The following is a 13355-nucleotide window of genomic DNA, read 5'->3' on the forward strand; positions in this document are numbered from 1 at the left end:
TTCTTTTGATAATTTTAGATTAAGAATTTTTTTATGTTTTTACCATAAAAAAATATATGGTTTAAGCCATAAGACATAAACCATATATCATTAATTTTTATTCACCAACACTATTTGACAAAGAACCCTTAAAAATTCATATTTTTAAAATATTATTCACTTGCAAAGTTGTCGAAATAGCCTTGAATTAAGATTACTGGAGTTCCTTTGTCACCTGAACCACTTGTTAAGTCGCAAAGACTTCCAAGTAAGTCAGTAATTATTCTTGGAGTAGTTCCAAGAGTTTCATTAGTTCCAACTAGATCTTTATTTTTGTGAGAAATTTTCTCTTTCATTGCAGCAGTTGCGTGTTCAGAGTCCATGTCTTTAAGGTCAGTGTCTGCAATATATTTTATTTTAAGTTCACTTGGTGTGCCAGTAAGTCCCTTAGTGTGAGCAGGTGAAACTACTGGGTCAGCAAGTTCCCAAATTTTTCCAACTGGATCTTTGAAAGCACCGTCGCCATAAATCATTACTTCGATGTCTTTGTGATACTTGTCTATTAATTTTTTTTGAACATCATTTACAAATTTTTCGCCATCTCTTGGGAATAATTTTAATTTCGTTTCAGAGGCAAAGTTTGATCCAAGAAGTCCAAACTCTTGGTTGTAACCACTTCCATCAATAGATTCAGTCAAAATATCGTCAAGCCCTAGAACAATTTTTGCTCCTTGGTCTTTTAAAATTCTTTTGATGCTAAATCTTGTGTGAGTTGATCCAACAAGAATTTCGTCTGTATAATTTAAAATTGTTTTAGGATCATTTGAGAAGTGGATTTCACAATTACCATCACAAATTTCTTTGTAAAGGCTCACATAGTCAATTCCTGTGAATTCGTGTTTAACAACTTCTCCAAAAATTCTTCTATAATCTTTTTCTTCTAAAACATCTGTGAAAGGATTGATCTTAGCTTCATAAAGAAGGTTTGGATCCATTAATGAGTTTCCAACTTCATCAGAAGGGTAGGAGAATAGAAAATGGATTTTCTTTCCTGATTTTGCGATTCCTCTTAAGATAGTTGAAAATCTGTTACGACTTAAAATAGGAAAAACTATTCCAATTTCTCCAGTATATTTTTTATTAATATCTTCTGCTATGTCATCCACAGTAACATAATTGTTTTGAGCTCTTGCAACTAAAGATTCAGTAACTGCTACCACATCTCTATCTCTCATGGAAATATTTTCTGATTCAAGAGCCTTTCCTAGGGAATCAACGACAATATCTACTAAATTGTCTCCACTTTTTACAATCGGTGTACGGATTCCACGTACTACTGTTCCAATGTATCTTTGCATAATTCCTCCTACATTAAACTTCATTTGAATAAATTACTTTTTTACTTCAAAATTATACACGAAGTCCTTCAAAATGTAAAATATTTTTTAAAATTTTTTATTTTATTTTAAAAATATTAAGAAAATTTGAAAAAATAGAGAATTTTAATAAATTCACTGTACATTTGTAACCACTTTGTAATATAATGTTAAAGATGATAGAAAGGTTTAGATATGATTAAATTTGAAAATGTATTTAAGAAATATGACAATGGTGTTATAGCACTTTCAAATGTAAATATAGAGATACCTCGTGGTGACTTCGTGTTTTTAGTTGGTCCATCAGGAGCTGGAAAATCAACTATGATTAAACTTCTTATTCGAGAAGAAAAAGTTAGTGGTGGAAAAATTTACATTGCTGAAAATGAAATAACAAAATTATCTAAATATATGATACCCAAACTTAGAAGAAATATTTCTGTTGTCTTTCAAGATTACAGATTATTGGAAAAAAAGACTGTCTATGAAAATGTAGCATTTGCCCTAGAAATTTTAGGGGAGTCAAAAAGAAAAATAAATGAAAAAGTTGATTATGCACTTGATCTTGTAAATTTAGGGGATAGGAAGAAGGACTATCCGTCTGAGTTATCAGGAGGAGAATCACAAAGAGTTTCCATTGCTAGAGCCATAGTAAACAAAGCGCCCTATCTTGTATGTGATGAACCTACGGGAAATCTTGATGAAAGCACAGCATGGGATATTATGCAGGCACTAAAAAACATTAACGATGATGGTAAAACTGTTATTATGGCAACTCATGCAGTTAACATCGTAAATAAATTTAATAAAAGAGTTGTAACTTTAGATAATGGAGAAATAGTTTCTGATGTTAAAGAGGGGGGTTATTATGAAAATAATACGACAGTTCTTTAATATTGTTAAAGAATCTTTTTCAGGTATCTGGAGAAATAGAACTATGTCCTTTACTTCAATTATTTCCATTGCTGCCATGCTTACACTTTTTGGCGTGGTGATGCTAATGATTTTAAATTTGAATGGAATTGTCTATCAAACTGGAGAAAAATTAGATAAGGTTGTATTTTTCCTAAAGGACGATGCAAGTCCCATCGACGTAAATGCTTTTATTGATGAACTTCACAACAACAAAAAGGTAAAAAAAGTTTCCTATGTTTCAAGAGAGGAAGCTTTAAAAGAATTTAAAGAAGACTTTGGAGAAAAATCTAAAATTTTAGAAAATATTCCTGGAGGAAATCCTCTACCTGCTTCAATAACTGTAGAAATGAAAGAGTTATCCTATGGCAAGGAAGTTGAAGATAAGTATAAGAGCCTTCCAATAGTTGAAGACTGCAATTATTATTATGACTTTGTAACTCAAATGATGAAGGTACAAAATGGTGTTAAATATGTTGGAGCCGGCATTGTTTTAATTCTAGTGCTAGTGTCTGTATTAATTATTCACAACACTATTAGAATTGCGATTTCCAATAGAAGAAAAGAAATTAGCATTATGAAATATGTTGGTGCTACAAACACTTATATTAGAGGGCCTTTTTTGATTAATGGAATAATTTTTGGAATTATGGGGGCACTTATAGCAGGATTTATAACTTTAAAGCTTTATGAAATTTTATTTGATAGATTAAATCCTCAGATTTGCGATATTATAAATGTAGATATGATATCTGCCTTGTCCATTAGAGTGGATTTATATATAATATTTGTATGCATTGGCGTTGGAATAGGATTTTTTGGAAGTTTATTTTCAACTAAGAAATTTTTGGATGTGTAGGTGATTATAGAAATGGATAGTAAGAAAAAAATTCTTGCAATGTGTCTTATAGCCACTATGGCCATGCCCACAGGCACTATTGCAAAGAGTTCAAAAAGCTTAACTATTGAAAGAGATAAAAAAAAGCAAGAGCAAATACAATTAAATAATAAGATGAAGGAACAAAAATCTAATATTTCAAATACTCAAACTGAAAAAAAGTCAGTAACTAGTGAAATTGAAAATTTAGATCAAAAAATTCAAGTTACTTCTTCTAAAATTTCAGCTTTAGAAAAGGAAATTTCAGATTTAAACAAGGACATAAAAGAAAATCAAGCTAAATTAGAAGAAGCTCAGGCAAATTTAGCTGAAAACACAGATATTCTTAGACTTAGACTTAGAGAAATGTATAAGAGAGGCAATATAAATTATGTTGAAGTTATATTAAACTCTAAAGATATAGAAGAACTACTTAGAAATAACGAAATTATCTCATCTATTGCAAAGGCTGATAGAGAATTAATTGAATTTATACAAGAACAAATTGACACAATAAAAGATACTGAAGAAAGACTTAAAATTGACAGAGCAAAAGTTTCGGCAAATAAGGAAGCAGTAGAAAATGAAAGACAATCATACCAAGTTGCAGTAGATGCAAAAAATGAATATATGAAAGTATTGGAGTCAAACTTAGATTTATATAAGGCTGAATTTGAAGAAGCTCAATCAAATTGGGAAAGTTTGGATTTAGAAATATTGAGACTTCAAAAAGAAATTGCTATTCAAAAAAAAGCTGAAGAAGCCGCAAAAGAAAGAGCAAAAAGGGCAAGTGAAGCAAGAGTTCATTCAGATATTTCTGTGTCTTCTGCGCCAAGAAATGGGCAAAGTTATACATGGCCAGTTCCGGGACACTATTCTATTTCGTCTCCTTATGGGTATAGAGTGCATCCAATCCTTGGATATACAAAATTCCACTCTGGCATCGATATACCAGCACCAAGTGGAACTCCAATAGTTGCCGCAAAGTCTGGCACAGTAATTATGGCAAAAGCGATGAGCGGTTATGGAAATGTAGTAATGATTGACCATGGCGAAACTGTTACAGTTTATGCTCACTGTTCAGCAATAAATGTGTCTGTTGGTGATGCTGTAAATGCTGGAGATGTAGTTTCCTTTGTTGGCACAACAGGTCTTTCAACAGGACCGCATTTGCATTTCGAAGTGAGAGTAAATGGAGCTACTGTAAATCCATTAGGTTATGTTTAATGAAAAAGAAAAAATTTTTAAAAATTATAGCAGTTGTATTATTGGTAATTACAACTGCTTTTGTTACTAGAATACTAACAATAAGACAAGTTGTAAGTTCCAATGAAAATTTTGGAAAAGTAATAGTATTAGAAAAATACTTGAGAGAAAATTATCTTTACAATAAAGATATTAAAGATGAAAATCTAGAATCAGGTCTATTAAAAGGTCTAGTTGCAGGATTGGGCGATCCCTATTCACAATATTTGACAAAAGATGAGATGGAAAAATTATCTGAAACTACGACTGGCAAATTCCAAGGTATTGGAGTTTTAATTTCACCTGACGAAGATGGAAGTGTAACTGTAATTTCGCCAATAAAAGGCTCACCTGCAGACAGAGCTGGTGTACAGTCAGGAGATAAAATCTTAAAAATTAATGGAAAGGATTTTAGTGCAGAAAAAATTGACGAAGCATCAAAGGAAATGCGTGGAGAAAAGGGGACAAAAGTAAAAATTCTACTTCTTAAAAAGAAAAACTTAAAGACAGAAGAAGTTGAAATAAAAAGAGATGAGATTAAAATCGACTCTATAATAAAAAATAAAATCGGAAATTTTGGCTACATTGGAATAACAATGTTTGATGAAGAAACAGGGAAGGACTTCCTCAAGGCTTTAAACGAACTTACAAGGGAAGGTGTCAAGGGAATAATTTTAGACATGAGAGGAAATCCAGGAGGAGTTGTAGATGCAGCAGTTGAAATAGGCGATGCAATTCTACCTAAAACAAGTTTTGTAACATTAAAAAATAACAAGGGCGAAATAATTGACGATTATAAATTAGACGACAAGTACAATGACATAAAAATGGTCGTACTTGTAAATGAAGGCTCAGCATCTGCATCAGAAATTTTGGCAGGAGCAATAAGAGATCTTGATCGTGCAAAAATTATTGGAAAGAAAACTTACGGAAAGGGTGTCGTGCAAAATGTTATTGCACTTCCAGAAGGTGATGGACTAAAATTAACGACATCAGAATATTTTACACCAAGTGGCAAATCCATAAATAAAAAGGGAATAAAACCGGATATAGAAGTAGATTTGCCAGAAAACATTAAAGGAATAGGCATAGACTATAAGGATACAGATACACAACTTCAAAAGGCAATTGAGGTTTTGGAGGAAAATAAGTAAAAAAGAAAAAGCTTAACTTTAAGAAATCTTAATTAAGGATTTCAAAAGCTAAGCTTTTTCTTTTTGATAAAAAAATCTACTGACCACTAATAAGATCAGTAGACTGCTTTGGAGGCGACAACCGGATTTGAACCGGTGATAAGGGTGTTGCAGACCCGTGCCTTACCACTTGGCTATGTCGCCATAACAACAATAGTATAGCAAAGATTGCAAAAAATTACAAGTTATTTACAATAATTATTTATATATTTTTGTAATGTGATAAGACATATGTTACAGAAATAAAAAAATAGAGAGGTACTTTTGATACAATATAAATAAGAATAAAAAGTATCGAAAGAAGTCCTCTCTATGTCAATAAGAACAGAAGAAATGAGATTTCGTCAAATATTATGTGAATATGCACTTAAACATGGCGTTACTAAAGCCGCAAGAAGATATCATACTAATCGTCAATTTGTATATAGACAGTTAAAAAATACAGATGAAAAAATAATATATGGAAGAGAAGTATTTACCAGCGAAAAACAATTAAAAAAAGAAATAAAAGAACATGAAATAAAATATAATAGCACAGCAAAATATGTACTGAATTTCAAGAGTCCAAATGAAATAATAAAATAATATAATCTTCAAAAAGCTTTATTAAATCTTAATAAGCAGATAAAGCTTTTGAAGTAATTGTATCAAAGTACAAAAAGTGTAACATAGGTCTTTACAGTTAAGAAAAAATAGAGAAAATTTATCACTAAAAGCTTTACAAAAAGGCTATTATATGGTAGTATTACTTAGTAAATTAGAAGGAGCCAAGGGCGGCTCTTTTTTTTAGCACTGGAGGTGTTTTTATGGCAGATAGAGTAGTACTTGAATGCACACAATGTAAAAACAGAAATTATGTGACATATAAAAACAAGAAAAACACTACTGAAAGATTGGAACTAAAGAAGTATTGTAAATTTTGTAGAGAACATACAACTCACAAAGAAACTAAGTAAGGAGGATTTATGGCTACTAAAACGACACCTAAGACTGAAGAGAAAAAAGGCGGTCTAGGTAGATACTTTAGAGGTGTGAAATCTGAATTCAAGAAAGTTGTATGGCCTACTAAGGATACTGTAATCAAATATTCTATAATAGTAATTATAGCAGTTATTTTGTCTTCATTACTATTATTAGCATATGATAAAATCATAATGTTTTTATTTGGTTTTATTTATTGATTGGAGTGTTATAGTTGGATACACAAGAACTTAATAGTAATGAAGCTTCAAAATGGTATGTGATACACACTTATTCAGGTTATGAAAAAAAAGTAAAGGCAAACATGGAAGCAATGGTTCACAATCGAGGTATGGAGGATCTTATCTTCGATATTAGAATTCCTATGGAAGAATATGTTGAAAATAAAGATGGCGTATCAAAGGCAAAGGAAAGAAAGATGTTTCCCTCCTATGTCCTTGTCAACATGATTATGAATGACGAAACATGGTACCTTGTTAGAAATACAAGGGGAGTTACCGGTTTCGTTGGGCCAGCTTCAAAACCTGTGCCACTTTCCGATGAAGAAGTGTTACTACTTGGAGTTACAGATAGCAAAGAGTTATTCGACAACTACGAAGTTGGAGAAGTTGTAAAAGTTATTAATGGACCTTTCCAAAATTTGGTGGGGAAAATTGACGACTTTAATTACGACAAAGCTAAAGTTAAGGTATGTATCTCAATGTTTGGAAGAGATACAATCGTTGAATTGGATTTCAATCAAATTATTAAAGAGTAAGAAATGTGTGGGAGGGTAAACCCGCATTACCACAAGGAGGAAATAAAATGGCAAAAAAAGTCATAGCATTAGTAAAATTACAAATTCCTGCAGGAAAAGCTACACCAGCTCCACCAGTTGGTACTGCACTAGGACCACATGGTGTAAACATCATGCAGTTCACAAAGGAATTTAACGCAAAGACTCAAGATCAAGCAGGTATGATTATTCCTGTTGTTCTAACAGTTTATCAAGATCGTTCTTTCACTTTTATCACAAAGACTCCGCCAGCAGCAGTTCTTATTAAGAAAGCTCTTAATATGGCTAAAGCAAGTGGTGAACCTAACAAGAAAAAAGTTGGAAAATTGACAAAGTCTCAAGTAGAAGAAATAGCTAAAACAAAGATGCCAGATCTTAACGCAGCAAGTGTAGAAGCTGCTATGGAAATGATCGCAGGCACAGCTAGAAGTATGGGTATAGAAGTAGAAAGATAAGTGGGAGGCTAAGCCGCAAGTACCACGAAGGAGGTAAATATGCCAAAAAGAGGTAAAAAATATCAAGATAGCGCAAAGCTAGTAGATAGATCAAATTTATATGATGTAAATGAAGCTCTTGACTTAGTTACAAAAACTGCTAAGGCAAACTTTGACGAAACAGTTGAACTTGCAGTAAGACTTGGCGTTGATCCAAGACATGCTGACCAACAAGTTAGAGGTACCGTAGTACTTCCAAATGGAACTGGTAAAGAAATTAAAGTACTTGTTCTTGCAAAGGGAGAAAAAATTAAAGAAGCTGAAGCAGCAGGGGCTGACTACGCAGGTGGAGAAGAATTAGTAGAAAAAATTCAAAATGAAAACTGGTTTGACTTTGACGTAATTATTGCAACACCGGACATGATGGGCGTAGTTGGTAAAATCGGTAGAGTTCTTGGACCTAAGGGACTTATGCCAAACCCAAAATCAGGTACAGTTACATTTGATGTAGGACAAGCCGTAAAAGAAACTAAAGCAGGTAAAGTTGAATATAGAGTAGACAAAGCTGCAATTATTAATGTTCCAATTGGAAAAGTTTCCTTTGGAGTTGAAAAACTTGCTGAAAACTTTAAGACAATTGCAGATGCCATTATAAAAGCAAAACCGGCAGCTGCAAAGGGTCGCTATTTAAAATCAGTAACAGTTGCATCGACAATGGGTCCTGGAATTAAAATCAACGGATCAAGATTAATGGAAAAATAAAAACACCTTTGACCACAGACTTTTTAAAGAAATCTGTGGTCATATTTTAATTAAAAATCAAAAGAAAATGTTGACAAACTAGATAGGACTGTATATAATATTAATGTTATTAAGCCGCAGACAGTAGGTGGCATTGCCATAAGTCCTACCGAGGTTTGAAATTCGGATTTATTTGATTTTCACATCTCACGGCGGCGTGAGATTTTTTTATTTGGGGGTGACAAATTGAAAGAAGAAAAATTACAATCAAAACAAGCCCTTGTTGATGAAATTAAAGAAAGAATTCAAGGAGCACAATCAATTGTACTTGTAAATTATAGAGGCTTAACAGTTGAAGAAGCAACTGAACTTAGAAGTAAATTCAGAGAAGCAAATGTTGACTATAAAGTTTATAAAAACACAATGATGAGACGTGCTTTTGAAGAATTAGGCATTGAAGGTCTTGAAGAATATTTAAAGGGACCAAGTGCTGTAGCTTTCGGAATGGAAGATCCAGCATCTGCAGCAAAAATTTCATCAGAGTTTGCAGAAAGTCATAATGCATTAGAAATTAAAGCAGGTTATGTTGATGGAAAGGTATTATCTTTAACTGAAGTTGATGCCCTTGCTAAATTACCATCTAAGGAAGTTCTTGTTGCACAAGTACTTGGCGGCTTGAATGCTCCAATCCAAGGATTTGCTAATGTATTGAATGGAACATTATCAGGATTTGCAAGAGTTATTGCTCAAATAGCTGATAAGAAAGAAAATGAAGCAGCATAATTATGCAAAGAAAATTAAAACAATAAAATTACGGAGGAATAAAATGTCAGAAAAAGTAGAAAAATTAATTGAAGAAGTTAAAGGACTTACAGTATTAGAACTATCAGAAGTGGTTAAAGCTCTTGAAGAAGAATTCGGAGTTTCAGCAGCAGCACCAGCAGCAGTAGTAGCAGCACCAGCAGCAGGCGGAGCAGCACCAGCAGCAGAAGAAGAAAAAACTGAATTTGATGTAGTAATTACTGAAGCAGGACAGGAAAAAGTTAAAGTAATCAAAGTTGTTAAAGATATTACTGGACTTGGACTTAAAGAAGCAAAAGCTGTAGTTGACGGAGCTCCTAAAGCTGTTAAAGAAGGCGTTTCAAAAGATGAAGCTGAAGAAATCAAAGCTAAACTTGAAGAAGTTGGAGCAACTGTAGAAGTTAAGTAATTTAAATTTTAATCATAAAAACTGCCTTAGTGGCAGTTTTTTTATGCAAAAAATTAATTAAATATTTATCATCAAGTAGTTTCTCTAATATTTAATGAGGTATTAAAAGTTATGTGTTCAACTTGAGTATAATCAGATTTACATTTGATTTTATTTATTAATAGTTCAAGAGATTTATTTGCTATATCTTCAAGAGGCATTTCCATTGAAGATATTCGTGTTTCTAAAAGATCTCCCATTGAATAACCAGTAAGGCTTAGAATTTTTAGTTCATCAGGAATTTCATATTCGCAATCTTTTGCAGCACGTAGAACTCCCATAGCTTGCAAATCATTTGCTGTTAAAATAGCATCAATATTTTCATATTTCTTTATTAATTCTATAAATTTATCATAACCATTGTTAAAAAAATTCATATTATGATAGTTATTATTTATAGATAAATCTTCAATATCTAATTCAGAACATGCCTTTGAATATCCTTTGTACCTATCATAGAAAGGTCTAATTTCCATTATTCCATTAATAAGAGCAATTCTATCACAGCCACATTTATGTAAAAAATACACGCCTTCATGAGCACAATTAAAATAGTTAACATCTACTGAACTCAATAAATCAGTTTGATTTCTGACTATTTGAACTACTGGAATATCGAATAAATTTATATCTCTAATTAATCTTTTATTTTGACCAGTAGAAACTAGTAACAAACCGTCCGCATAACTATCTCTTATTTTTTTTAAAGAAAGCTCTTCAACGTCAGGATTGTCATTTGTATTTATTATTACAATCTCGTATTCATAATCTCTTGCTTTTTCTTCAATAAGTTGAACTAGTTCCCCAAACATTGATAAAAATAAAGATGGAATAATTACGCAAATATTTCTTCTTTTTCCTTTTTTGACACCATTAACTAATAGATTAGGTCTGTAACTTAGTTCCTTAACAGCATTCATAATACGTTTTTTTGTTTGAGGGTGTACATATCCCTTATTATTTAGAGCTCTAGAAACTGTACTAATATCAACATTTGCTAATTTTGCAACATCTTTTAATGTTGTCATAATTTCCTCCTTTTTTAAAGCTTTTATTATATGATATATTTTTTTATTTTTTATTGCAACATTACTGTAATTTATTAAGTTATTATGAAAAAAGTTGTATACAATTTTAAATTTAAGCAAAAAATTGCACAAAGTCATAAATTAATTGACTGAAATCTGTGAGAGATGATATAAACTAGTTAGAAAACGTTGCAACGCATAAAAACATTTAAGGAGTAATAAAAATGACAAAACAAAAAACTTTTAAAACCATATTTCCAGCAGTTTCTATTCCTTTCAATAGTGATGATACTATTAATGAAAAAGAATTTAGAGAATATTTAAGATGGATAAAAACGTTTTATAACAAAGGAATTCAAGGTATTGTAGTAAATGGACATACAGGAGAAATCACAGGGTTAACAGCTGATGAAAGAATTAGAGCAATTGAAATTGCAGCTGAAGAATGTGGAGATATTATGACAATAATATCAGGAATAAATTGTGAAAGCACAAATGGTGCAATTAAAATGGCACAAGATGCTAAAAAAGCAGGGGCAGATGGTATTCTTCTTATGCCACCACATATGTGGTTAAGATTTGGAATGCATAAGGATGCACCTTATGAATTTGTAAAGGATGTTGCTGAAGGAGCAGATATTGACATTATAATCCACTTATATCCAGCTTATACAAAAGCATTTTATCCAGTAGAGACTCTTATTAAAATGTGTAAAGAGATTGAGCATGTTAAATGTATTAAAGTTGGAACAAGAGTTACACCAATTTATGAACATGATATAAGAGTTCTTAGAGAAGAGTGTCCCGACATTTCACTTATTACTTGTCACGATGAAACACTTTGCGTAACAATGTTTACTGGTGTAGATGGTGCTCTTATTGGATTTGCTGGATGTGTTCCTGAAATTATTTGTGAGGCTTGGGATATACTCAAAAACCCTGAAAAACATACTCTTAAAGAAGCACAAGATGCATCAGATAAAATTTATCCAATTAGTCAAGCTATTTATGGCGGAGGTCAACCTTCTGGTGAAGCTCACGCAAGACTTAAAGAAGCTCTTGTTCAAAGAGGAATATTCAAGAATGGCTTAATGAGAAAACCTGTACTTCCATTAAATCAAGAAGAAAAAGATTGGATCGCTGAAGGTCTTAAAAAGAGTGGTGTAAAAAAAGTTGATATGACAGAATATAAAAAGTAGATCATTAATAGAGATCCTCTGACTCTCTTTCAGAGCAGAGGATTTTTTCATATAAGGGGCGTATTATGGATAATAAAAAATTAATAGGAGAAGGTATACAAAAACTACCTTTTAAAGAACTTATAAAAAGGATTGGGCCAGGACTAATTGCTACAGGAATAGTTATTGGGCCTGGTGCTGTTACAACTGCAGCTATGATAGGGGGAAATTATGGATATGATTTAATTTGGCTATTGATACCAATAATTTTTATGGGAATAACTTTTATGATGGTAACAAATAGACTTGCAATAACAACAGGTCTTCCTACTATCCATGCAATTTATAAATATTATGGACCAGTTGCTTCTTTTATTGTCGGAACAGCAACATTTATAGCTTGTTTGTTTTTCACAATGGGAAATATTTCAGGTACAGGAGCTAGAATGAATCTAATCTTTGGGATGAACTGGAAAATTGGTTCAGCTATAATTGTAGCCATAGTTATTTATTGTTATTTTAGTAAAAATGTTTATTCTAAAGTTGAAAAGGTTATCATGATTTGTATATTAGGAATGATTATATCTTTTTATTTAACATTAATAGGTGTGGGCGGTCCTGATCTAAAGAGTTTTGCAGTAGGAATGACAAGTTTTAAAGTTCCAAAAGGAAGTTTTAGTACAGCACTTGCATTTATTTCTACAAATGCTGCAATCACAGCTGGAATATATAATACTTACCTTGGGAAAGAAAAAAAATGGAATAAAGATGATCTCTTTAATGGAGTAATGTTTACAGATGCTTTAGTTCACATTTTAAGTGTTGTGCTTATTTCGGGATCTATTATATTGGTTGGTGCTATCGTACTTAATCCTTCCGGAGAGAAAATAAAAGCTCCAGCACAATTAGCTGCTTTACTTGTTCCAATTATGGGTAAAGGAGCAAATTATATAACGGGTACAGCACTTCTTGGAGCAGGTTTTTCATCATTAATAGGTAATACACAAAGAGGAATAGTATTATTAAATGCAGGAATGCAAAAAGAAGTCAGCCTAGAATCAAAATCAGTTAGGAATGGTTGCTTAATAGTTTTAGCATTCAGTATGATGGTAGCTTATACTTTTAACGGTTCGCCAATACAATTAATTTTTATAGCAAATTTAGCAACATCAATAGCAACACCAGTTGGCGGTTTATTTGTAACGCTTTTGATTTGGAGAGATGACGTAAATGAAGGGTATAAGAAACCAACATTACTTAGAATTGCAATGACTATAAGCTATGTGTTTATATTAGTAATGACTTTTTCTTCTTTAAAAACTTTAATAGCAAAACTATTTTAATATTTAAATTAATGGTTATATTTTAATAAGAAATCGCACTGTAT

16 protein-coding genes, 1 tRNA gene and 1 other annotated feature are annotated in these 13355 nt (G+C 32.0%); of the genes, 14 read left to right on the plus strand and 3 right to left on the minus strand.

All coding sequences use genetic code 11. The annotated features are described in order from the left end of the window. Nucleotides 1–152: 152 nt before the first annotated feature. Nucleotides 153–1337 carry a coenzyme F420-0:L-glutamate ligase gene (locus HKO22_RS09295; protein WP_169970242.1) on the minus strand — a complete coding sequence of 395 codons (1185 nt, stop codon included), beginning with the start codon at nt 1335–1337 and terminating at the stop codon, nt 153–155. Nucleotides 1338–1550: 213 nt separating this feature from the next. Here HKO22_RS09295 and ftsE point away from each other — a divergent pair, with 213 nt between their 5' ends. From ftsE to HKO22_RS09315, 4 genes are read left to right on the plus strand one after another with little or no spacing between them, the layout of a single operon-like run. Then, nucleotides 1551–2249, plus strand: a complete 699-nt coding sequence (ftsE, locus tag HKO22_RS09300; protein WP_075659356.1) for a cell division ATP-binding protein FtsE — start codon at nt 1551–1553, stop codon at nt 2247–2249. Then, entirely contained in the window at nt 2224–3126 is a 903-nt protein-coding gene (gene ftsX / locus HKO22_RS09305; protein ID WP_169970243.1) for a permease-like cell division protein FtsX, read from the plus strand. Before ftsE ends, ftsX begins: the two co-directional genes overlap by 26 nt. Before the next feature lie 12 nt (nt 3127–3138). Beyond that, nucleotides 3139–4371 carry a murein hydrolase activator EnvC family protein gene (locus tag HKO22_RS09310; protein WP_169970245.1) on the plus strand — a complete coding sequence of 411 codons (1233 nt, stop codon included), beginning with the start codon at nt 3139–3141 and terminating at the stop codon, nt 4369–4371. Then, complete coding sequence (locus tag HKO22_RS09315) at nt 4371–5543, plus strand: S41 family peptidase (RefSeq protein WP_075659353.1); 1173 nt, start codon at nt 4371–4373, stop codon at nt 5541–5543. The genes HKO22_RS09310 and HKO22_RS09315 overlap by 1 nt, the downstream gene beginning before the upstream one ends. A gap of 109 nt (nt 5544–5652) precedes the next feature. Here the strand turns inward: HKO22_RS09315 and HKO22_RS09320 are convergent. Then, nucleotides 5653–5726: transfer RNA gene (locus HKO22_RS09320), tRNA-Cys, on the minus strand. Nucleotides 5727–5894: 168 nt separating this feature from the next. On the opposite strand from HKO22_RS09320, the gene HKO22_RS10755 reads away from it, so the two are divergent. The 8 genes from HKO22_RS10755 to rplL all read left to right on the plus strand — a co-directional run bounded on the left by HKO22_RS10755 (nt 5895) and on the right by rplL (nt 9723). After that, the gene (locus HKO22_RS10755; protein ID WP_075659352.1) at nt 5895–6167 is read left to right on the plus strand and encodes a hypothetical protein; all 273 of its coding nucleotides are present in this window, start codon (nt 5895–5897) and stop codon (nt 6165–6167) included. 221 nt (nt 6168–6388) lie between these two features. Beyond that, on the plus strand, nt 6389–6538 hold the full coding sequence (rpmG, locus tag HKO22_RS09330) for a 50S ribosomal protein L33 (RefSeq protein WP_075659351.1): 150 nt from the start codon (nt 6389–6391) through the stop codon (nt 6536–6538). Nucleotides 6539–6547: 9 nt separating this feature from the next. Continuing rightward, nucleotides 6548–6763: a preprotein translocase subunit SecE gene (gene secE, locus HKO22_RS09335; RefSeq protein WP_075659350.1), complete on the plus strand. Its 216-nt coding sequence runs from the start codon at nt 6548–6550 to the stop codon at nt 6761–6763. Between the two features lie 14 nt (nt 6764–6777). Further along, nucleotides 6778–7320, plus strand: a complete 543-nt coding sequence (gene nusG, locus HKO22_RS09340) for a transcription termination/antitermination protein NusG (RefSeq protein ID WP_075659349.1) — start codon at nt 6778–6780, stop codon at nt 7318–7320. Between the two features lie 47 nt (nt 7321–7367). Beyond that, entirely contained in the window at nt 7368–7793 is a 426-nt protein-coding gene (gene rplK, locus HKO22_RS09345; RefSeq protein WP_075659348.1) for a 50S ribosomal protein L11, read from the plus strand. A gap of 39 nt (nt 7794–7832) precedes the next feature. Beyond that, the gene (gene rplA, locus HKO22_RS09350) at nt 7833–8534 is read left to right on the plus strand and encodes a 50S ribosomal protein L1 (protein WP_075659347.1); all 702 of its coding nucleotides are present in this window, start codon (nt 7833–7835) and stop codon (nt 8532–8534) included. A gap of 96 nt (nt 8535–8630) precedes the next feature. Next, nucleotides 8631–8752, plus strand: a sequence feature (ribosomal protein L10 leader region). A gap of 7 nt (nt 8753–8759) precedes the next feature. Further along, complete coding sequence (gene rplJ / locus HKO22_RS09355) at nt 8760–9296, plus strand: 50S ribosomal protein L10 (protein WP_075659346.1); 537 nt, start codon at nt 8760–8762, stop codon at nt 9294–9296. Nucleotides 9297–9339: 43 nt separating this feature from the next. Next, nucleotides 9340–9723 carry a 50S ribosomal protein L7/L12 gene (gene rplL, locus HKO22_RS09360; protein WP_169970246.1) on the plus strand — a complete coding sequence of 128 codons (384 nt, stop codon included), beginning with the start codon at nt 9340–9342 and terminating at the stop codon, nt 9721–9723. A 71-nt stretch (nt 9724–9794) separates the two neighbouring features. Here rplL and HKO22_RS09365 read toward each other — a convergent pair whose 3' ends face one another. Next, the gene (locus HKO22_RS09365) at nt 9795–10790 is read right to left on the minus strand and encodes a LacI family DNA-binding transcriptional regulator (RefSeq protein WP_169970248.1); all 996 of its coding nucleotides are present in this window, start codon (nt 10788–10790) and stop codon (nt 9795–9797) included. A 224-nt stretch (nt 10791–11014) separates the two neighbouring features. Here HKO22_RS09365 and HKO22_RS09370 point away from each other — a divergent pair, with 224 nt between their 5' ends. Both HKO22_RS09370 and HKO22_RS09375 read left to right on the plus strand, forming a co-directional pair. Then, entirely contained in the window at nt 11015–11989 is a 975-nt protein-coding gene (locus HKO22_RS09370) for a dihydrodipicolinate synthase family protein (RefSeq protein ID WP_169970249.1), read from the plus strand. Between the two features lie 65 nt (nt 11990–12054). Then, entirely contained in the window at nt 12055–13311 is a 1257-nt protein-coding gene (locus tag HKO22_RS09375) for an Nramp family divalent metal transporter (protein ID WP_169970251.1), read from the plus strand. Nucleotides 13312–13355: the final 44 nt, after the last annotated feature.

The organism is Peptoniphilus faecalis, from assembly GCF_012976305.1.
Lineage (GTDB): Bacteria > Bacillota > Clostridia > Tissierellales > Peptoniphilaceae > Peptoniphilus_A > Peptoniphilus_A faecalis.